Origin of the sequence: Photorhabdus caribbeanensis, from assembly GCF_018448885.1 — a bacterium.
Taxonomy (GTDB): domain Bacteria; phylum Pseudomonadota; class Gammaproteobacteria; order Enterobacterales; family Enterobacteriaceae; genus Photorhabdus; species Photorhabdus caribbeanensis.
Map to the genome: position 1 here is coordinate 142,478 of NZ_RCWB01000001.1, position 22,157 is coordinate 164,634.

Here is a 22,157-nt window from a genome sequence, read left to right on the forward strand (position 1 = left end):
TTAGATACCCTCGGCTATATAACGGGCGATAGCGCCGCCCATTTCATCAGTACTAATTGCTTTACCGTTTCCGGCTAAATCTATTGTGCGATAACCCTGTTCCAGCGCGTAGTTAACCGCCTGTTCAATCGCATTTGCGGCGTCATTGTTACCTAAGCTGTAACGCAATAGTAAGGCGGCAGACAGGATTTGGGCTATCGGGTTAGCAATACCTTTTCCGGCAATATCTGGCGCAGAACCGCCTGCGGGTTCATACAGGCCAAAACCTTTTTCATTCAGGCTGGCGGAAGGTAACATGCCCATTGAACCGGTAATCATGGCGCATTCATCAGATAAGATATCGCCAAAAATATTGGAGCACAGCATCACATCAAACTGAGATGGATCTTTAATTAACTGCATGGTGGCGTTATCAATGTACATGTGATTGATTTCTACATCTGGATACTCTTTTGCAATCTCAGTAACCACTTCTCGCCACAATACAGAACTCTGCAACACATTTGCTTTATCAATAGATGTCACTTTATTACTGCGTTTGCGAGCGGATTCGAAAGCGATACGGGCAATGCGCTCGATTTCAAAACGGTGATAAATCTCAGTATCAAATGCTCGTTCATATTTACCTTGGCCTTCACGTCCTTTGGGTTGACCAAAATAGATACCGCCGGTTAATTCACGGACACATAAAATATCAAAGCCTTTGGCGGCAATATCACTGCGTAAAGGACAAAATACCTCTAATCCGGCATATAAGCGGGCAGGGCGTAAGTTGCTGAATAATTTGAAATGTTTGCGTAATGGCAACAGTGCGCCACGCTCAGGTTGTTCTGCTGGTGGTAAATGTTCCCATTTAGGCCCTCCCACGGAGCCGAACAATATGGCATCAGCCTGTTCACAACCTGCTATGGTTTTTGCCGGTAGTGAACAGCCGTGGCGATCAATAGCAATCCCCCCCACATCATATTCGCTGGTGGTGATACGGATATTGAAACGCTTACGGATTGCGTCCAATATCTTATAGGCTTGTGCCATAACTTCGGGGCCAATACCATCACCGGGTAAAACTGCAATATGATAATTGTTCGACATGTTTACACCATTTCCTTTGTATTTTGCTGTATACGTTGTTTCTCTTTCTTAACTTGCTCTGTACGCCAAACGCAGTTTAGAGCATGAATCATTGCCTTGGCAGAAGATTCAACAATATCGGTTTCCAATCCCATGCCGTGGAAGCGACGTCCAAAGCATTCGACAACGATATTTACCTGACCCAGAGCATTTTTCCCGTGGCCTTTACCTGATAACTGATAAGAAACCAGTTCAATTGGGTATTCAGTTATTCGGCTGATTGCCTGATAGATAGCATCTACCGGGCCATTACCTGTGGCAGCTTCTGATTTCACCTCTTTGCCACACACTAAACGTACAGCGGCGGTTGCCATCACGTTAGAACCAGATTGGATATTAAAGTGATCCAAATGGAAAAATTCGGGTTCTTGCTGTTGCAGGTTCATGAAGGCTAAGGCTTCCAAATCATAGTCAAATACCTGACCTTTTTTATCTGCCAGACGTAAAAAGGCTTCGTATAAGCTATCCAGATCGTAATCTTTGTCCTGATATCCCATCTCTTCCATACGGTGTTTCACTGCGGCACGACCGGATCGGGAAGTCAGATTCAATTGAATTTCTTTCAGGCCGATGGACTCTGGTGTCATAATTTCGTAAGTTTCACGATTTTTCAGTACCCCGTCCTGATGAATCCCGGATGAGTGGGAAAATGCATTGCTACCAACAACTGCTTTATTCGCGGGGATCGGCATATTGCATAATTGGCTGACCAACTGACTGGTGCGGTAAATTTCTTGATGGTTGATATTGGTATAAACGCCTAACGTTTGCTGACGGACTTTAATCGCCATAATGACTTCTTCCAGTGAGCAATTGCCGGCACGTTCACCCAGGCCGTTTATCGTCCCTTCTATCTGACGGGCGCCGGATTGTACTGCTGTGATCGAGTTGGCGACAGACATCCCCAAATCATCGTGGCAATGGACGGATAATATCGCTTTATCGATATTAGGAACACGTTCGATCAAGTTAGTAATGATGCCGCCAAATTGATATGGCACGGTGTAACCGACAGTATCTGGGATATTGATAGTCGTTGCGCCGGCTTTGATAGCGTTTTCAACGATCCGACACAAATTATCAATAGGTGTACGGCCCGCATCTTCACAGGAGAATTCGACATCATCAGTGTAACGGCGTGCTCGTTTGATTGATTGAGTCGCCATTTCCATAACATTTTCGAATGTTTTTTTCAGCTTGGATTCAATATGTAAATTGGAAGTGGCCAAGAAAACGTGGATTCGAAAGGCTTCCGCAACTTTTAATGCTTCTGCCGCTACATCGATGTCTTTTTCTACACAACGCGCTAAGGCACAAACACGGCTGTTTTTTATCTGTTTAGCGATCGTTTGTACGGATTCAAAATCACCAGGAGAGGAAACTGGAAAACCGACTTCCATGATATCAACACCCATTCTTTCCAAGGCCAAGGCAATTTGGAGTTTTTCGTTCACAGATAAGCTGGCTTGTAATGCTTGTTCTCCATCACGTAACGTGGTGTCGAAGATAATAACTTGCTGGTTCATATGTACGTTCCTCTCGTGGTTATTTTTTGCGCCCAGCAGGTAAAAAAAACCCGCGCATGGCGCGGGTTCTTGTTAATGTCTGGTTGGGACCAACTCTGTTTTGAATCAACTCTGTTTTCTGTCCACCAGCATACCGCGCATATCAGATACGATAAGTAGTAGGTTTAATAGACAAATTGAGTGAATCATATCGATCCAACCTTTCAGTAGTATTAATGAGTGTTCGTGATTCGTATGCTTTTATTGATACGTTATCTTAAAAGTGATGTCAAGAATTCATTTAGGTATATGATTCTTGGTTTTACTTTTCTTATAGCGGTAAATTGAAGTGTTGATCTGTTTATATTTAAAAAGATTTTATTTTATTCTTTTTTGTTTGGGTTTGCCTTTCGTGATGAGCTAAGATTTATATAAAAATAGTGCATTATACTGATTAATTAAAATTAAGTATTTTTTGTTTGATGAGCTGGAAGTGGATTTGTATTTTTCCGAAAAACATCATTTGTCATTGGAAAAATAGATACAAATAGAAAGTTATGTTATATATCTTTGAAAAAATAATTCTATAACATAATAACTCTGATAAAATTGTTTAATAATAATAAGTCAGTAATTTTATTATGAATTGTGTCATTCTTTGATTTATCATCATATACAGAATAGCAGGGTGAATAAATTGTTAACGTAATTGTACTTTTTTGTGAATGAATAATGAGCACTACATTGTCTACTAATTGAAATTATATATTTTTAACACTAATAGGGGGATGCGCTGGTTAGCTATGCGTATTCAGATTTGTACAAGGACGAGTCTTAATTATTTGTTATCTAAATGATTAAGACAATTGATCTCGTTAATAGTTATAGTCATCGTAATATCTGAGTAATGAATGAAGGTATTTCTGATGTTTTGTTATTAGCCGGGATCATCTGCATGAGTTTAGTGGAGTTAAACAATGGCTGAATACACCTCAGTAACTGCAACCAAAAAAGATCCAAATGAAATTCATTTACGTAATGTGGATCTCAATCTGTTGACTGTTTTTGATGCAGTTATGCAAATGCAGAATGTGACACGTGCGGCACAGATATTAGGAATGTCACAACCTGCGGTCAGCAATGCGGTTTCTCGTTTGAAGCTAATGTTCAATGATGAATTATTTGTGCGTTATGGGCGTGGAATACAACCGACGGCAAGGGCCCATCAATTATTTGGTCCAGTTCGTCAGGCATTGCAACTGGTATATAATGAGTTACCTGGGGTTGGTTTTGAACCTGATAATAGTGATAGGGTTTTTAGTCTTTCAATTTGTAGCCCTCTGGATATTAGGCTGGCTGCAAAAATAGTTGAACAGGTAAAACAAAATACACCTAATCTGGGTGTGACGATTAGATCATATTTACATGATAATATTGAGCATCAGCTCAGATACCAGGAAACTGAGTTTGTCATTAGCTATACACAGCTAGAACGCATGGATTTTCATCATTACCCGTTATTCAATGATGAGTTGGTTTTGGCTGTTTCTAATCATCATCCAAGAATTGAAAATAGTATTAGTGAGCAGCAATTGTATGAGGAACATCATGCAGTTGTATCATTGGATAATATATGTTCATTCAGCGTTCCCTATTATGATGGAGGGGAACGTTTGCGTTCGGTTGTTTATCAGGGTACCGACTTGAATAGTGTGTTGCATATTGTCTCTCAAACCTATTTGGTTGCAATTGCGCCAAGATGGTTGGTTGAGCACTATAGCGAACAATTAGCAATAAGGGCGGTTTCATTACCGTGGGATCAAGTAAGTCGTCCGTGTTATTTGATTTGGCATGAATCCACAACGAAAGATAAAGGGCATCAGTGGATGAAATCGTTGTTGAGTCAACTTAGTGACAGATAATTAATTTGAAACTCACTACTGCATAAGGGTGGTGAGTTTTTTTATTTTATCACAAATTTTTCAACTTTTGATAAATAGGCTTTTCCTGTTGTTCAGGAATCGGTAGACTGCAAGGAAATAGCTAACACCTGTAAGCTGAAAAGCGAATAAGTGATGCGAAAAGGTATTATCAGAGAATAAAATTGCTGTTTTTTCTCCGATAAGAAAAAAATTTTTCGAGCAGGAAAAAAATTGTGATAACTAAAAATTTACATCCTTATCACTTGATAAACCGGTTGCAACAACAAATCAAACAACATCCAGAGAAAATTGCTTTTCGCCAATGGTCTCCGGCTGAACAACTCGAACTAAATTGGAATGATATTGGCAAAAAAACCAATGCTATTAGCCGGGCTTTGTTGGAGATTGGTGTCGATGTGCAAGAAAAAATTGGTCTTTTTGCACATAACAGCATGGTGTGGTCATTGACAGATATTGCTGTATTACAACTTCGGGCGGTTACTGTTCCTCTATATGCAACTAGTAGTCAAGAACAAGCGAGTTTCATACTAAATGATGCTAATGTGCGTATTCTGTTTGTTGGTGGGCAGCCGCAGTACGATGTTGCTATTACTTTGACAGAACGTTGTCCCCAGTTGAGTCACATTATTGTCTTAGATGAATCAGTCGATTTGCGGGATTGTTCATTAGCTCAGCATTTATCTGATTTCATAGCCGATAATAAATTACAATATCAGTCGGAGTTGGAAACCCGTATTGCTAATCACGATCTTGATGATCTTTTTACGCTTATTTATACATCTGGTACAACTGGTGAGCCTAAAGGCGTCATGCTTGATTACCGTAATTTAGCCTATCAGTTGTATTCACATGATCATATCCTGACGTTAACTGATCAGGATGTTTCTTTGAGTTTTCTGCCGTTATCCCATGTCTTCGAACGCGCATGGAGTTTTTATGTCATGCATGTAGGGGCACAAAATGTTTATCTGACCGACACTAACTTTGTTCGTCAAGCTATGGCGGATGTTTGCCCGACAGTGATGTGCGCAGTGCCGAGATTTTATGAAAAAATTTACAGTGCGATTTTTGAAAAGGTTTCTCAGGCACCTTGGCATCGAAAAAAACTCTTTAATTGGGCAATTAAATGTGGTGAGCGTCAATTTTTACGTAAATTGCAAGATAAAAAAAGCTGTCCTTGGTCAACGGCAATGCATCGACTGGCTGATAAATTAGTGTTGAGCAAATTACGGAATGTGTTGGGGGGCAAAGTTCGATTTTTACCTGCTGCTGGTGCACGATTGGACGAAACGATTATTCTGTTCTTTCTCGCTGTTGGGATAAATATCAAATATGGCTATGGCATGACAGAGACTTGCGCCACAGTTTCCTGTTGGGAAGAGCAAGGTTATGTGCTTGGTTCTATTGGCAAACCATTGCCTGGCATCGACGTCCGTATCGGTGAAGAAGATGAAATACAAGTGCGTGGCCCAATTGTGATGAAAGGCTATTTCAATAATCAGCAAGAAACCATCAAAGCATTTACTCAAGACGGTTGGTTGCGTACCGGTGACGCCGGTAAACTGGATGAAAATGGTCATTTGTTCATTACTGAACGTCTGAAAGACTTGATGAAAACATCGAATGGTAAATATATTGCTCCTCAAATGATAGAAAGCATTTTGGGGCAAGATCGTTTTATTGAACATGTTGCTGTTATTGCTGATGCTCGTAAATTTGTATCCGCCCTTATCGTGCCTTGTTATGATGTATTGGAAGAGTATGCAAAATCAATTAATCTCAAATATCATGACCGGGTTGAATTACTGCGTCATAGTCAGATTATCAATATGTTTGAGCAACGTTTGAAAGAGATGCAGAAAAACTTTGCTCACTTCGATCAAGTAAAACGATTTACGTTACTGCCAAAGCCATTTTCAATGGAAACGGGTGAATTAACTCCAACACTGAAATTGAGGAGGAAAATTATTATGCAGCGTTACCATAACGAAATTGAATCTATGTATCAAGATTGATTTCTGAAATTTTATATAGCGCAACCGGCTATTCAAGGGAAATTTAATGTGGTATTGCAGTAATATTCTACTTTAAATTTATCTCAGGAGTATCCGGTTTTAAAAATTTCAATATTAGCTGAGTAATCGGTAGTCCAATCGTAAAAATCGTAGATAAATTATATTCTCTAATATCATTCTATGCTTAGAATAGAGCATTTGTTATTTAATAGGTTAGAGAAAGGTATAATTATCTGACTTTAAACGATATGATGAAAAAGATGGTTATAAAAAAGAAATGATAGTATTTTATACTTATGCCTATGCATAGTAAATAAGACACGTTTTGTATAATGAGGTGAATTGATGAATTTTGATAATGTAGTTATTGTTCATGGTCTTATGGCGACTCCTGATCATCATTGGTTTCCTTGGCTTAAAGGTCAATATGAAAGGTTAAATGTCCGGGTAATAGTGCCGGAAATGCCTGAATCTCACGCTCCTTCACCTCATTTATGGCAAGAAAAGTTGCAGGAGAGTGTACCTAATCCTAATGAAAAAACGCTTTTTATTGGGCATAGTTTAGGCTGTATTGCCACACTCCGTTATATTTCATCTTTACCTGATAATGTAAATATTGGGGGGATTGTATTAATTGCAGGATTTTATGAAAAATTATCGACTTTACCCGAATTAAGTATATTTACTGAGGAGTATTTGGATTTTCGTCCCCTTATACACAAAATAAACCAACGAATAGTAATATTATCGCTTAATGATGAGATTGTACCTCCACAGTTTACATTAAATTTAAGTCAGCAGCTCCGGGCTGAATTATATGGTTTCCCTGATGGCGGACATTTTTTAGATCGCGACGGTTTTACTGTTTTTCCTAGCTTAGATAAGGTATTAAAAGATAATTCAATGTTGTGAACCGGAATTTTATTATATAAATGAATATGGCAGGTTTTTTCATGTTTTATTTAATTATGATAGATTTTGTGTGTTTTAAATAAGTTGTTAAAATATCATTTGCTTACTGTAAAATAACCCGCTCTGAATATAGAGCGGGATTATAAGTGTATTTTTAGTTGCTTTTTTCTACTGATGGGATGGGTTTATATCTCATTAGAATTAAAAATTCATCCCAATGGTTTATTATTTCTTGAGATATTTCTTTTTCCACGGTGCCCTTTTCAGCATTTATTTTAATATAATGAAATGCTTTTTCTAAATCTTGTGGGCTATTCCCTAAACCATGTAAATAATTTACTCCTATTATCTGATACCCATTTATTATTCCAGAATCTCCAGCTCTTTGAAGTAGATCATTGGCTTTTATTTGATCTTCTTGTACTCCATAACCAAAACTATAAATTATACCGAGATTATATAAAGATTCCGCATGGTTTTTATCTAACTTTAATGCCTTGCTGTAATATTCGATGGCTTTTTGGTAATCCCTTTCTGATTCCTTTAATGAATTGTCAGTATAAAGTTTTCCTAATAAAAAATAGGCATCAACGCTACCATTCTGAGCTTGTTTTTCCAGTTCCCGAAACTCTTCAACTGTTCTCGGTACTTTCAGTGGAAGTTCATTAACCATACCTGTATATTTAATTCCATCAAATACAGTTCTAGGAATATTTGTTTTCGTCGGTTCTGCACATGCATTGGTAAATAATACGATTATCAGCAAAAGTATATATTTCATTCTACTAGTTTATCCTATCGGGTTGACGGTAAGAAGTTGAATTGGTGTTATCCCGACAGAGATAGTGTTGTTAATTTCTTCTGTTTGCTGGCTGACAAAGCAGGCCATCGCATTAATTAGATTATGTAATTCGTTACTTAGTTCAGCTTCGTGTATAGATATTGACTCCTGTTTAAACCAGACATCCGTGATCTCTGTCTGATATCCATTTGACCAGTTGACGGTAGATGTCAGTCCGTGGTAATTACCTTGTAGGTCAAAATAATCGCTCTCCTGATAGTTTAGTTGAATAGATTTAATATCGGTTTCTTCAAGGCTGTTAAGTTCATCTGGGGTACTGAGTCCGTCTAAATTCCTATCCTGCCAGATTTTTAATGTGTTCCAAGTTACATCTTGGTTATCAATAATACCGTCCTGATTGCTGTCTATATCAGCTAAAGCCATAAAACCATGTTGTGCTTTTACTCCAGATGACAGTTGGGAATTTTCCCCAAACAATTCGGTGCCATTATTGATTAATCTGTCATTGTTTTTATCCCAGCCTAATAGGCTATCATTTGCATCGATCCAACCTGTATTGACTTTCTGCCCTTGACCGTCAAAATCAAATATTACTCCTAATTCACTGGTTACTGTTTGAACGCCATCACCATTTAAATCAATTACTAATGGTGTTATGTAAGTTTTCGTAACTTTTTTCGGGTTTGGGAAAATTTGATTGAGTACTTGATTAGGAGTCTTCTCTAAGTTTAGAGTAATGCCAGAGTAACCAGCATGTCCTCCCTTTCTGTGAAACGTCTCTTTTACAAAATCAATACAGTTATTTGTTAATAAATTATAGGATGGTGGTTGCGTTTTTCCATCCCGGTAATCAATAGTTTTCTGAAAAACCATATCAAGGTCCATCAAGAATTGAAGGTTTTGGGATACCATTGTTAGTGATGAGGCCGTAGGGTAGCGTATATGGTCATTAAACGACAAATTGTCTTTAACGGTACCCCAATCTTCCCCCGGACTTAATCCTGCGGTAATGGACTCAAAATTACCAGTTTTGGGGTTGTTATTTCTGATGGTATAGAAAACATGACCCGTAAGTGATTTACCTATATTGATTCCATTTTCTCCTGCTATAGGAGCACCTTGGGGGGCTACATGCAAGGTTATAGACGGTGTGTTTTCAAAGTATGAAAGTTTATCGTCGGGCATAATTTCTTGATAGTTTTCAAATATTCCTATTGTTTTATGTTTAGGGTGTTGTAGCGTTTCATCAGGCATATGTGGTTTCTTCCTCATTGATTTAAAAAATAGTTCTTATCTTTCAGATAAAGTGTCACTAAATTGGTTCTTTTTGTTTTAAAAAATGAATTGAGAAGTCATTATCATTCCTAAAGGCTTTCTTCGGTTTTGGTTTTTAACGGGCTGAGCACATAGTCAATAATTTTCAGTCGGTCAGTTTTTGTTTCTACCTTTATGTTCATATTGGCAACTAGCATCATTTGTTCATCATTAACAGTCAGATGATTTTTATCTAACTAAATGATAGTCGAATAAATTAGGTTGTATCCGTTTATATTTCTTAGGACGATTATTGAATTGAGGGACACAACTTGGTTTCCTTGGCACGAAATGAAATGTTGTTTATCTGTATTCCAGATAGCCCTACATAAGGCAGGCGGAAAAAATCTTTTTTGATACTTTTTGTCTTTAAACCCAATTTATTAGCAGCAAGTAACCACTGGGTTTTATCTAATCCTACAAGAGCCAAATCAGATCCTATCAAACATTAGAAGTTAAAATTGAACTATCTATATCATAACTTATTATTACCTTTTATAAATAATTTTAATGATATAGTTTGATTGTATTGTAACCAAATAGTCTGATTAATTTAAATTACCATTTAATTGTCACCCTTAAATCATCTTCTTGGGAGATGATCTTTTTGTTTATTATTTAATTTGCGTATATGAGTATAAAAATCATACATAAAATCTCTGGGAAAATATTGAATAGTTGAGACTGGGACGGCAGGAAAAATAATAGCTTCTATCGTATTATCTAATTAAAATGAGGTAAATTGATTTTACCCTAATCAATTATTTGCAGTGGCTATTCAAAAATGAGGAAATGACGATCAAATTATCTGAGACGTTTGTCTGCATTTCCTTTATCAGCTTCATACCTCGGAGACTTAAACGATTTTGAAAACTGTTTTTTAGTCTTTTATCGTATATATACTGGATAATGCCTATACGTTGTCGTTCTTTTTAGGTATAGCCAATCATATTCTACTTACCTTTAGCTTCTTGATAGTAAGATAACGCTTGCAAGAGACATATTGAATTGTCAGAAAGTTGCTCTTCTGCCTTGTACTCACATTGCTAACACCCGTTTCTAGCGTTATGTTAATTAACTCAGCATCAATATATCGCTGAGAGGCCATTCGTCTTACCAAAATAAAAGTGGAAGGAACTTCCGATTTATTAACTTGCAAACAGAGCCTGGAGGAAAACCTATGGAGATGTTATCAGGAGCTGAAATGGTCGTCCGATCGTTAATTGATCAGGGCGTTAAGCATATATTCGGTTATCCGGGGGGGGCAGTACTGGATATTTATGATGCCCTGCATACGGTTGGGGGCATCGAGCATATCCTGGTACGTCATGAGCAGGGGGCAGTTCATATGGCTGATGGTTATGCTCGTTCTACCGGGAAGGTGGGTGTGGTATTGATCACTTCCGGCCCGGGAGCAACCAATGCCATTACGGGTATTGCCACAGCTTATATGGATTCAATTCCAATGGTTGTATTGTCCGGTCAAGTCGCCAGTTCGTTGATTGGTAATGATGCATTCCAGGAATGTGACATGGTGGGGATATCCCGCCCGATCGTAAAACACAGTTTTTTAGTGAAAAAAGCCGAGGATATTCCGAAGGTACTGAAAAAAGCCTTCTATCTAGCTTCCAGCGGTCGTCCGGGACCCGTCGTTATTGATTTACCGAAAGACACGGTAAATCCGGCAGTAAAATTACCCTATATTTATCCTGATCAGATAAGTATGCGCTCTTATAATCCAACGATTCAAGGACACAAAGGGCAGATTAAGCGGGCATTAAGAAAACTATTAAATGCGAAAAAACCGGTTATATATGTGGGTGGGGGGGCGATTAACGCAGATTGCTCAGCAGAATTACTGATATTGGCAGAAAAATTCAATATCCCTGTTGTGAGCTCCCTGATGGGATTGGGCTGTTTTCCTTCAACTCATCCACAAAGCCTGGGCATGCTCGGTATGCATGGTACATTCGAAGCTAACAAAGCAATCCATAATTCAGATGTCATTTTTGCTGTCGGTGTACGTTTTGATGATCGTACTACCAATAATCTGGAAAAGTATTGCCCGGGAGCAACGGTATTACATATTGATATTGATCCGACATCAATTTCGAAGACGGTTTCCGCAGATGTACCTATTGTTGGTGATGCTAAACAGGTGCTTGGACAAATGTTGGCATTGCTGGAGACCGTAGAGGATACACAAGATCCCGATGCGCTGAAAGATTGGTGGTTATCTATTCAGCAATGGCGTAGCCGTAAATGTCTCAATTTTGATCGCGGTGGCGAAAAAATTAAACCACAAGCGGCTATCGAGGTTCTCTATCGTCTGACGAAGGGGGAAGCTTATGTCACTTCCGATGTTGGACAGCATCAGATGTTTGTTGCATTGCATTACCCATTTGATAAACCAAGGCGTTGGATCAGTTCCGGTGGTTTAGGAACGATGGGATTTGGTTTACCGGCGGCTTTGGGCGTTAAACTGGTGAAACCGGAAGCGACGGTTGTCTGTGTTACCGGGGATGGCAGTATTCAGATGAATATTCAGGAGCTGTCTACCGCGTTGCAATATGGGTTGCCGATACTGGTTCTGAATTTGAATAACCGTTTCCTGGGGATGATAAGACAGTGGCAAGACATGATTTATGCTGGCCGTCATTCTCAGTCCTATATGGAGTCCTTGCCTGATTTTGTCAAACTGGCTGAGGCTTATGGTCATGTTGGCATTTCTATCCAACGTTATGATGAATTGGAAAGTAAATTGGCGGAGGCCCTGAAAGAGGTGACTGAAAATCAACGGCTGGTATTTGTTGATGTCACAGTGGATGAAACTGAACATGTATATCCTATGCAGATCCGAGGAGGAGCAATGGATGAGATGTGGTTAAGCAAAACGGAGAGAACCTGATTATGCGCCGGATTTTATCTGTATTACTTGAAAACGAATCAGGGGCTTTGTCCCGGGTTGTTGGTCTGTTTTCCCAACGTGGCTACAACATTGAAAGTTTAACTGTCGCCCCAACTGATGATCCGACATTATCGCGGATGACAATTCAGACTAAGGGCGATGCAAGGGTACTTGAACAGATAGAAAAACAGTTGCACAAGCTGGTGGATGTGTTACGAGTCAGCGAGTTGGCATCAGGTTCTCACGTAGAGCGTGAGATCATGTTAGTCAAATTACAGGCCAGCGGATATGGGCGTGAGGAGATCAAACGCAGTACTGACATCTTCCGTGGGCAGATCATCGATGTGACTTCGACCTTATATACGGTGCAATTGGTAGGAACCAGCGATAAATTGGATGCATTTCTTGATGCTGTTCGAGATGTTGCTGAAATTGTTGAAGTTGCTCGTTCAGGTATTGTCGGCGTATCTCGCGGGGATAAAATTATGCGATAAAAAATCGCAAACTGCGGGGCAATATGCATACATTTATCAGGCTCTGCGATAAAGTAGGGCCTTTTTGGGGTCTATAAGGAGTTAATGTGAAACTGGATGAAATCGCCCGCCTTGCAGGTGTTTCACGCACAACGGCCAGTTATGTAATTAATGGTAAAGCCAAGCAATACCGTGTCAGTGATAAAACGGTAGAAAAAGTGATGGCAGTGGTTAGAGAGCATAATTACCATCCTAATGCTGTGGCTGCCGGTCTCCGTGCAGGACGTACCCGTTCTATTGGTTTGGTTATCCCAGATTTAGAAAATACCAGCTATACCCGTATTGCGAATTATTTGGAACGTCAGGCTCGTCAGCGCGGCTATCAGTTATTGATAGCCTGTTCGGAAGACCAACCTGATAATGAAATGCGCTGTGTTGAGCACCTGTTGCAACGTCAGGTGGATGCAATTATTGTTTCTACCGCATTACCGCCGGAGCATCCTTTTTATCAACGCTGGGCAAATCGTTCTTTGCCGATTATTGCTCTCGATCGGGCACTCGAAAATGACCACTTTATTAGCGTAGTGGGTGATGATTTTGAAGATGCAAAGATGTTGGCGCAAGAATTTCGTCAATTCCCGGCTGAATCTGTGCTTTATCTTGGCGCATTACCTGAACTATCAGTCAGCTTTCTGCGTGAACAGGGATTCCGTGAGGCATGGAAAGATGACCCTCGTAAAGTGATGTATCTTTACTCAAACAGCTATGAACGTGATGCGGCGGCTGAAGTATTCACCAAATGGTTAGAAACTCATCCAATGCCGCAAGCGTTGTTCACCACCTCTTTTGCCCTGTTGCAAGGGGTCATGGATGTTACCCTTAAACACAGTGGCCGTTTACCAAATCAATTGGTTATTGCGACTTTTGGTGATCATGAATTGTTGGATTTCCTTGAATGTCCAGTACTCTCTGTAGCGCAGCGTCATCGTGAAATTGCTGAACGGGTATTGGAACTGGTGTTAGCAAGTCTGGATGAAAAGCAGAAGCCAGGACCTGGTATCACACGGATACATCGTGACTTATGTCGTCGAGGAAGTCTGAGTCGAAAAATATGATAAAAACCCCTCATTAATTTTTTGATGAGGGGTTTTGGCTGTCAGATCTGCCTTAAAAGAAGCGTTTTTGCGCGATCAAATAGCAATTTCCTTCATACATAAATTATTCAGTAGGAAGAAGAGCATGGAACAGCGCTTAATGTGAATTTGAGATTTGTCTATTTACCTTGTCTTTTTACCGTATTGTATATATTAAATTGATTTTAATAATATTTATTTTGAGGTTTTTTCTTGCTAGCTAGTTTTAATGTTAAATGCATCAAATTGAATGGTAAATATTTCTGTACAATGGTTGAATAGTAATGAAATGTAAATTATGTAAATAAATTAATCACACAACTATTTTTTTATTATTTTATCGTAAACATTTATTCTCCTTGTGCTTGTAAAATTATTCAGAATTATCATGGTGTTAATTATTATTGATATTGCTAAATTTAATAATTATGCCTCCTAACAGCCAAAATCCTGCCATCAAATATAGCTAAAGCGCATCGGCTCTGGCTTGACAAGGTTTTCGTCCCATCCGTAAACTCCTTATTGTGGGGATTAGTGGGATAAAGTGGTAATTTTTGATCACCAGGGGCGACCTGAGGATGTTTCGTGGAGCAACACAGATTAATCTCGATAGCAAGGGGCGGCTCACCGTACCTACCCGATACCGGGCTATGCTAAATGAGGAATCGCAAGGGCAAATGGTTTGTACCATTGACCTTCATCAGCCGTGCCTGTTGCTCTATACATTATCTGAATGGGAAATTATTGAAGAAAAACTTTCTCGCTTATCCAGCATGAATCCGGCGGAGCGTCGGGTACAACGTTTGCTTTTAGGTCATGCCAGTGAATGTCAGATGGATAGTGCAGGACGTCTTTTGTTAGCTAATACATTGCGCCAGCATGCAGGGCTAGTGAAAGAGGTTATGCTGGTTGGTCAATTCAACAAATTTGAACTGTGGGATGAGCAGACTTGGTATCAACAGGTTAAGGATGACATTGCGGCTGAGCAATCCACACAGGAACCTTTATCAGTACGGCTACAGGAATTATCACTATAAATATGGCAAATAGTCATTTTAAACATACCAGCGTATTGCTGGATGAAGCAGTCAACGGGCTGAATATTCGTGAAAATGGAATCTATATTGACGGCACATTTGGTCGTGGTGGGCATTCACGTCTGATTTTGTCGCAATTGGGGGCGGCAGGTCGTTTAATTGCAATTGATCGAGATCCGCAGGCGATTGAAGTGGCAAAAGCGATCACAGATCCCCGTTTTTCAATTGTACATGGGCCGTTTTCTAAATTGGCTCACTATATAGAAAATGCCGGGTTGACTGGCAAAATTGATGGTGTATTGCTGGATTTAGGTGTTTCTTCGCCTCAGCTGGATGATCCAGAACGCGGTTTTTCTTTTATGCGTGATGGGCCGCTAGATATGCGGATGGACCCGACTCGCGGGCAATCAGCAGCAGAATGGCTGATGCAGGCAACAGCAGATGATATTGCCTGGGTATTGAAGACATTTGGTGAAGAGCGTTTCGCCAAACGTATTGCCAGAGCAATTGTGGCACGCAATCAGGAAGATCCAATTACCCGAACAAAAGCGCTAGCCGATTTAATTGCTCAGGCTAGCCCAGTAAAAGAAAAACATAAGCATCCAGCAACCAGGAGCTTCCAGGCTATTAGGATTTATATCAACAGTGAGCTGGAAGAAATTGAGCAAGCGCTGGAGGGGGCATTACAAGTGCTTGCACCACAGGGGAGGCTTTCAGTTATCAGTTTCCATTCGCTGGAAGATCGTATTGTTAAACGATTTATTCGTCAGAATAGTCGAGGGCCACAGGTGCCAGCAGGATTGCCATTAACAGAAGAGCAATTGAAAGCACAAGGTGGGCGCAGCTTGAAATCGATTGGCAAGATGAAACCTTCAGAGGAAGAAGTGGCTGATAACCCACGGGCTCGCAGTTCTGTTTTGCGTTTTGCTGAGAAAGTTAGTGAATAATGGCAGGTGAACGTCACGGATTAACCAGTATTATCGGCAACGATTTACTCAAGAATGCCAAAATACCGTTAATTCTTCTAGTCGCTGTACTGGTTTCGGCCATAGTCGTTGTAACCATTGCACATGAAACCCGCTTGTTGACGGCTGAAAGAGAACATCTGGTCGTGGAACGAGATGCATTAGATATCGAGTGGCGCAATCTCATCCTCGAAGAAAATGCCTTAGGCGATCACAGTCGAGTTGAGCGGATAGCTGTTGAAAAAATGCATATGCAGCATGTTAATCCTGCTCAGGAAAATATTGTTGTTTCACAGTGAGTTAATTTAAATATTAAAAGGTAAGCGATGAAAGCAGCACGCTCCGTGAAATTAAAACGGCAAGAAGATAAAGCCAGTTTTGTTAGCTGGCGTTTTGCTTTGTTGTGCGGGGGGATTGCCGCGGCTTTAATTGGCTTATTGCTGAGGGTGACTTATTTGCAGGTCATCAACCCGGATCAACTGGTTAAAGAAGGTGATTTACGTTCCCTGCGCGTGCAATCAATCCCTACCGCCCGCGGTATGATCAGTGACCGTATGGGGCGACCTCTGGCTGTCAGCGTTCCAGTCAATGCTGTTTGGGCAGATCCGAAAGAGGTATTTGAAAAAGGGGGTATTACGGATGATACCCGCTGGAAAGCTTTATCTGATGCCATTAATTTGCCTCTTGAGCAATTGACCGACAAAGTTAGTGCTAATCCGAAAGGTCGTTTTGTTTATTTAGCGCGTCAGGTTAACCCATCGGTTGGTGATTACATTCATAAATTGAAATTGCCGGGGATTTATTTGCGTCAGGAATCCCGGCGTTATTATCCGGCAGGTCAAGTAACGGCACATATTATTGGCGTGACCAACGTTGATGGTCAGGGTATTGAAGGCGTAGAAAAAAGTTTTGATCGTTGGCTGACGGGTCAACCGGGTGAACGAACTGTACGCAAGGACCGCTTTGGGCGTGTCATCGAAGATATTTCATCTGTTGATAGTCTGGCGGCGCATAATCTGGTATTGAGTATTGATGAACGTTTACAGGCGCTAGTTTACCGCGAATTAACCAATGCGGTGGCCTTTAACAAAGCAGAATCCGGTACAGCGGTATTAGTCGATGTTAATACTGGAGAAGTGCTGGCAATGGCAAACAGCCCATCTTATAACCCAAATAATCTTGTCAATACACCAAAAGACGCGATGCGCAACCGTGCTATCACCGATATTTTCGAGCCAGGTTCCACTGTTAAGCCGATGGTGGTAATGGCTGCGTTGAATGATGGTATCATCAAAGAAAATACGGTTATTAATACAGTACCTTATAGGATAAGCGGTAAGGAAATTAGAGATGTATCCCGTTATCCGGAATTATCTATCACTGGTATTTTACAAAAATCGAGTAACGTCGGTGTTTCTAAGCTCGCGTTAGCCATGCCCGCGACAGAATTGGTGGATGTTTATTCACGTTTTGGATTAGGAAAGGCGACCAATCTGGGGTTGGTTGGAGAAAGCAGTGGCTTATATCCAACAGAAAAACAACGGTGGTCAGATCTTGAGAGAGCGACCTTTTCTTACGGTTATGGGCTGATGGTTACACCATTACAGTTAGCGCGGGTCTATGCAACGATTGGTAGCTTGGGTATTTATCGCCCGCTGTCAATTACCAGGGTTGATCCACCTGTGCCAGGTACAAGAGTATTTCCTGAGCCTATCATGCGAACAGTCGTTCATATGATGGAGAGTGTGGCTTTGCCTGGCGGCGGTGGAGTGCGGGCTGCGATAAAAGGTTATCGGATTGCAATCAAGACGGGTACTGCCAAGAAAGTCGGACCGGATGGCAAATATGCTAATCGATATATCTCTTACGCCGCCGGTGTTGCCCCGGCAAGTAACCCAAGATTTGCACTGGTTGTGGTCATTAATGATCCACTGACAGGTAAGTATTACGGTGGTGTGGTTTCTGCGCCGGTATTTGGTGCCATTATGGGGGGTGTTTTACGCATCATGAATGTGGAGCCAGATGCTTTGGCAGCAGGTGATAAAAACGAATTTGTGATTAATAAGAAAGAGGATACAGGTGGCAGATCGTAATCTACGCGATTTACTTGCGCCGTTGGGTATTGATGCCCCAATGCGTGAGTTACGCGAAATGACATTGGACAGCCGTAAATCGTCTGCCGGAGATCTGTTTGTTGCTATTAAAGGGCACCAGACAGATGGTCGACACTACATTCCTCAAGCCATCGCACAAGGGGTTGCGGCGGTTATTGCAGAAGCCCAGGGCGAGGCTGATAACGGAACCGTACAAATTATGCATGGTATTCCGGTTGTTTATGTGAACGATTTGAATAATAAGTTGTCTCAATTAGCTGGTGAGTTTTACTGTCACCCTGGTGATAAATTGCACTTGATTGGTGTAACTGGAACCAATGGTAAAACAACCACGACTCAATTACTTGCGCAGTGGAGCCACGGATTAGGTGAAACCAGTGCCGTGATGGGAACTGTTGGCAATGGTTTACTGGGGCGTGTGGCGCCAAGTGAAAATACCACAGGCTCTGCTGTTGATATCCAACTGGATTTGCAACAACTTGTTCGGCAAGGGGCGACTTTTGCGGCAATGGAAGTCTCTTCTCATGGACTGGTTCAGGGGCGTGTGGCTGCGTTGCCGTTTGAGGCGGCAGTGTTTACCAATTTGAGTCGTGACCATCTTGATTATCACGGTGATATGGAACACTACGAAGCAGCTAAATGGTTGTTATTTTCCACTCATAACGTGAAGCAACAAATCATTAATGCTGATGATGAGATTGGATTGAAATGGTTATCCCGTTTACCACAAGCGGTTGCTGTAACGATGGAAAACCGTCTGCCGGAAAATTGGCAGGGTCGTTGGTTGGCGGCGCATGAAGTAAAGTATCACGATAAAGGGGTATCTATCACCTTCGAGTCCAGTTGGGGTGGCGGTACAATTGATAGCTCTTTAATGGGGGCATTTAATGTCAGCAACCTGTTGTTGGCGCTTTCCACTCTATTAGCGCTGGATTATCCGTTGGAAAAACTGCTTGAAACAGCTTCCTGCCTGGAACCTGTCTGTGGACGAATGGAGGTATTCACTGCGCCGGGCAAACCCGTTGTCGTTGTTGATTATGCTCACACGCCTGATGCGCTGGAAAAAGCTTTGATGGCTGCACGTTTGCATTGTCAAGGTAAGCTTTGGTGCGTTTTTGGTTGTGGCGGTGATCGTGATAAAGGTAAACGCCCATTGATGGGGGGCGTTGCAGAACAGTGGGCTGATTATGTGATTGTTACTGATGATAATCCGCGCAATGAAGAACCACAGGCAATTGTTGCTGACATTCTGACGGGTTTTCTTGATCCGGGAAGGGCGATAGCGATTCATGGCCGTGTTGAAGCGGTAACTAACGCTATTATGCAGGCAAAAGCAGATGATGTTGTATTGATAGCGGGTAAAGGCCATGAAGATTATCAATTGGTCGGCCATCGTCGGCTGGATTACTCAGATCGGTTAACTGTTGCTCGGTTATTGGGGGTGATTGCATGATTTCCCTCACTTTGCAACAACTGGCACAAGTCACGAATGGCGTATTGAATCAGGTGACTGAACAGCAGGCAGCAAATATTTGTATCAGTGATGTGACTACTGACAGTCGTAGGGTTGGAAATGGCTGTTTGTTTATTGCCTTGAAAGGTGAGCGTTTTGATGCTCATGATTTTTTTGCTGATGCAGTAAAAGCCGGCGCCAGTGCTTTGCTTGTTAGTCGTGTGCTGGATGTTAACTTTCCACAGGTCGTGGTTAAAGATACTCGTTTAGCAATGGGTAAATTAGCGGGTTGGGTTCGCCAACAGAGTCATGCGCGTGTCGTTGCGTTAACGGGTTCGTCTGGCAAAACATCGGTGAAAGAGATGACCGCGGCGATTTTGCGCCAGTGTGGAAACACGCTCTATACCGCGGGTAACTTGAATAATGATATCGGCGTACCGCTGACATTGTTCAGACTGACAGAACAACATGAGTTTGCTGTGGTTGAATTAGGCGCAAGCCATGTTGGTGAAATTGCTTATACCGTAGAAATGGTTCGTCCAGAAACAGCATTAGTCAATAACTTGTTTGCTGCGCACTTAGCGGATTTTGGTTCTCTTGCGAGTATTGCAAAAGCTAAGGGCGAGATTTTTACCGGCCTTCCAGAAAAAGGTACGGCCATTATCAATATGGAAAGTAATGATTGGTCTCACTGGCAACAGGTTATTGGTGACAAAACAGTACAGCGTTTTTCTATGCAACAAGCATCAGGTGCTGATTTTTATGCTACGGATATTCAGGTTAAACAAATGACCACGGATTTTTGTCTGCACACGCCTATTGGCAGCACAGAAGTCAACTTGCCGTTGCCTGGGAAACATAATGTCGCCAATGCGTTAGCGGCCAGTGCGTTGGCAATCTCTGTTGGTGCAACCTTACGAGATATCCGTCTGGGTTTGTCAGAGCTGAAAGCGGTACCAGGGCGGTTGTTTCCAATTAATCTGGCAGAAGGAAAATTGCTGCTTGATGACACGTATAACGCCAATGTTGGTTCAATGACCGTTGCGGTTCAGGTGTTATCACAGATGCCGGGGTACCGAGTGCTGGTAGTCGGCGATATAGGGGCATTGGGTGAACAGTCAGAAGATTACCATCGTCAGATTGGTGAAACCGCAGCTTCTTGCGGTATTGATAGTGTGTTCAGTGTCGGCAAATTAAGTATTCATGTTAGTGAGGCAAGCGGTTGTGGTCAGCATTTTGCGGATAAAGCCGCATTGATCGCAACATTGGTTCCACTATTACAACAACACAAAGTTATTTCAGTGTTAGTTAAAGGTTCACGCAATACCACGATGGAAGATGTTGTCCACGCATTACAGGAGAGCTTCACATGTTAGTTTGGCTGGCCGAATATTTGGTCAAATATCACACCGGCTTTAACGTCTTTTCTTACTTGACGTTTAGGGCTATCGTCAGCCTGCTGACTGCTTTGGCTATCGCATTGTGGATGGGGCCGCGCATGATAGCCTTCCTGCAAAAATTACAAATTGGGCAGGTTGTTCGCAACGATGGGCCGGAATCTCACTTTAGCAAACGTGGTACGCCGACGATGGGCGGTTTGCTGATCTTACTTTCAATTACGATTTCTACACTGTTGTGGGTGCGTTTGAATAACCCCTATGTTTGGTGCGTGCTGATTGTGCTGATTGGTTACGGCATTGTTGGTTTTGTGGATGATTACCGCAAAGTCGTGCGCAAAGATACTAAAGGGTTAATTGCTCGCTGGAAGTATTTCTGGCAGTCCGTCCTGGCATTAGGGGTGGCGTTTGCAATGTACAGTGTCGGTAAAGATACTCCTGCAACGCAATTGGTTGTGCCATTCTTTAAAGATGTGATGCCGCAACTGGGCGTGCTTTATATTTTGTTGACCTATTTTGTGATTGTCGGAACCAGTAATGCGGTGAATCTGACGGACGGATTGGATGGTTTGGCAATTATGCCAACCGTTTTTGTCGCGGCGGGTTTTGCTTTGGTGGCATGGGCAACAGGTAACGTCAACTTTGCTAACTATCTGCATATCCCTTATCTGAGCCATGCTGGCGAGCTGGTTATCGTCTGTACTGCGATTGTTGGCGCGGGGTTAGGTTTCCTGTGGTTTAACACTTACCCGGCTCAGGTTTTCATGGGGGATGTCGGTTCTTTGGCATTAGGTGGCGCACTGGGGACGATTGCTGTGTTGCTACGCCAGGAGTTTCTACTGGTGATTATGGGCGGTGTGTTTGTGGTAGAAACCCTGTCAGTTATTTTACAGGTGGGTTCTTTTAAACTGCGCGGGCAGCGTATTTTCCGTATGGCGCCTATTCACCATCACTATGAATTGAAAGGCTGGCCAGAACCGCGTGTTATTGTGCGTTTTTGGATTATTTCTCTGATGCTAGTGCTGATTGGCCTGGCAACATTGAAGGTACGTTAA

General features: G+C 41.6%; 18 protein-coding genes. 13 read left to right on the forward strand and 5 right to left on the reverse strand.

The features are described from left to right. Both leuB and leuA read right to left on the reverse strand, forming a co-directional pair. Window positions 1-1,092 (reverse strand): 3-isopropylmalate dehydrogenase, encoded by a 1,092-nt coding sequence (gene leuB / locus EAE90_RS00825; protein ID WP_214051846.1) that lies wholly within the window; start codon window positions 1,090-1,092, stop codon window positions 1-3. A gap of 2 nt (window positions 1,093-1,094) precedes the next feature. Further along, window positions 1,095-2,657 (reverse strand): 2-isopropylmalate synthase, encoded by a 1,563-nt coding sequence (leuA, locus tag EAE90_RS00830; protein WP_214051847.1) that lies wholly within the window; start codon window positions 2,655-2,657, stop codon window positions 1,095-1,097. 956 nt (window positions 2,658-3,613) lie between these two features. Between leuA and leuO the strand changes: the two genes are divergently transcribed. The 3 genes from leuO to EAE90_RS00850 all read left to right on the forward strand — a co-directional run bounded on the left by leuO (window position 3,614) and on the right by EAE90_RS00850 (window position 7,506). After that, window positions 3,614-4,558, forward strand: coding sequence for a transcriptional regulator LeuO (leuO, locus tag EAE90_RS00840; protein ID WP_214051848.1), 945 nt, complete (start codon window positions 3,614-3,616; stop codon window positions 4,556-4,558). 236 nt (window positions 4,559-4,794) lie between these two features. After that, a complete protein-coding gene (locus tag EAE90_RS00845; RefSeq protein WP_214052029.1) occupies window positions 4,795-6,594 on the forward strand; it encodes an AMP-dependent synthetase/ligase in 1,800 nt (599 codons plus the stop codon). Window positions 6,595-6,939: 345 nt separating this feature from the next. Beyond that, window positions 6,940-7,506, forward strand: a complete 567-nt coding sequence (locus EAE90_RS00850; protein ID WP_214051849.1) for an RBBP9/YdeN family alpha/beta hydrolase — start codon at window positions 6,940-6,942, stop codon at window positions 7,504-7,506. A 154-nt stretch (window positions 7,507-7,660) separates the two neighbouring features. Here the strand turns inward: EAE90_RS00850 and EAE90_RS00855 are convergent, their stop codons facing one another. The 3 genes from EAE90_RS00855 to EAE90_RS00865 all read right to left on the reverse strand — a co-directional run bounded on the left by EAE90_RS00855 (window position 7,661) and on the right by EAE90_RS00865 (window position 10,052). Continuing rightward, window positions 7,661-8,287 carry a tetratricopeptide repeat protein gene (locus EAE90_RS00855; RefSeq protein WP_214051850.1) on the reverse strand — a complete coding sequence of 209 codons (627 nt, stop codon included), beginning with the start codon at window positions 8,285-8,287 and terminating at the stop codon, window positions 7,661-7,663. Between the two features lie 9 nt (window positions 8,288-8,296). After that, window positions 8,297-9,562: a hypothetical protein gene (locus EAE90_RS00860; protein WP_214051851.1), complete on the reverse strand. Its 1,266-nt coding sequence runs from the start codon at window positions 9,560-9,562 to the stop codon at window positions 8,297-8,299. Between the two features lie 310 nt (window positions 9,563-9,872). Further along, window positions 9,873-10,052, reverse strand: coding sequence for a cysteine peptidase family C39 domain-containing protein (locus EAE90_RS00865; protein WP_214051852.1), 180 nt, complete (start codon window positions 10,050-10,052; stop codon window positions 9,873-9,875). 750 nt (window positions 10,053-10,802) lie between these two features. Between EAE90_RS00865 and ilvI the strand changes: the two genes are divergently transcribed. The 10 genes from ilvI to mraY all read left to right on the forward strand — a co-directional run bounded on the left by ilvI (window position 10,803) and on the right by mraY (window position 22,157). Next, a complete protein-coding gene (ilvI, locus tag EAE90_RS00870) occupies window positions 10,803-12,530 on the forward strand; it encodes an acetolactate synthase 3 large subunit (protein WP_214051853.1) in 1,728 nt (575 codons plus the stop codon). 2 nt (window positions 12,531-12,532) lie between these two features. Further along, a complete protein-coding gene (gene ilvN, locus EAE90_RS00875; RefSeq protein ID WP_181147808.1) occupies window positions 12,533-13,024 on the forward strand; it encodes an acetolactate synthase small subunit in 492 nt (163 codons plus the stop codon). An 86-nt stretch (window positions 13,025-13,110) separates the two neighbouring features. Continuing rightward, on the forward strand, window positions 13,111-14,118 hold the full coding sequence (cra, locus tag EAE90_RS00880; protein ID WP_214051854.1) for a catabolite repressor/activator: 1,008 nt from the start codon (window positions 13,111-13,113) through the stop codon (window positions 14,116-14,118). Window positions 14,119-14,714: 596 nt separating this feature from the next. Continuing rightward, on the forward strand, window positions 14,715-15,173 hold the full coding sequence (gene mraZ, locus EAE90_RS00885; protein WP_118984968.1) for a division/cell wall cluster transcriptional repressor MraZ: 459 nt from the start codon (window positions 14,715-14,717) through the stop codon (window positions 15,171-15,173). Between the two features lie 2 nt (window positions 15,174-15,175). Next, window positions 15,176-16,120 (forward strand): 16S rRNA (cytosine(1402)-N(4))-methyltransferase RsmH, encoded by a 945-nt coding sequence (gene rsmH, locus EAE90_RS00890; RefSeq protein WP_214051855.1) that lies wholly within the window; start codon window positions 15,176-15,178, stop codon window positions 16,118-16,120. Next, window positions 16,117-16,437, forward strand: coding sequence for a cell division protein FtsL (ftsL, locus tag EAE90_RS00895; RefSeq protein WP_036777482.1), 321 nt, complete (start codon window positions 16,117-16,119; stop codon window positions 16,435-16,437). The genes rsmH and ftsL overlap by 4 nt, the downstream gene beginning before the upstream one ends. Window positions 16,438-16,464: 27 nt before the next feature. Beyond that, window positions 16,465-18,231, forward strand: a complete 1,767-nt coding sequence (locus EAE90_RS00900; RefSeq protein WP_214051856.1) for a peptidoglycan glycosyltransferase FtsI — start codon at window positions 16,465-16,467, stop codon at window positions 18,229-18,231. After that, window positions 18,218-19,705 carry a UDP-N-acetylmuramoyl-L-alanyl-D-glutamate--2,6-diaminopimelate ligase gene (gene murE, locus EAE90_RS00905; RefSeq protein ID WP_214051857.1) on the forward strand — a complete coding sequence of 496 codons (1,488 nt, stop codon included), beginning with the start codon at window positions 18,218-18,220 and terminating at the stop codon, window positions 19,703-19,705. The genes EAE90_RS00900 and murE overlap by 14 nt, the downstream gene beginning before the upstream one ends. Next, the gene (murF, locus tag EAE90_RS00910; RefSeq protein ID WP_214051858.1) at window positions 19,702-21,081 is read left to right on the forward strand and encodes a UDP-N-acetylmuramoyl-tripeptide--D-alanyl-D-alanine ligase; all 1,380 of its coding nucleotides are present in this window, start codon (window positions 19,702-19,704) and stop codon (window positions 21,079-21,081) included. The genes murE and murF overlap by 4 nt, the downstream gene beginning before the upstream one ends. Beyond that, complete coding sequence (gene mraY / locus EAE90_RS00915) at window positions 21,075-22,157, forward strand: phospho-N-acetylmuramoyl-pentapeptide-transferase (protein WP_036777487.1); 1,083 nt, start codon at window positions 21,075-21,077, stop codon at window positions 22,155-22,157. Before murF ends, mraY begins: the two co-directional genes overlap by 7 nt.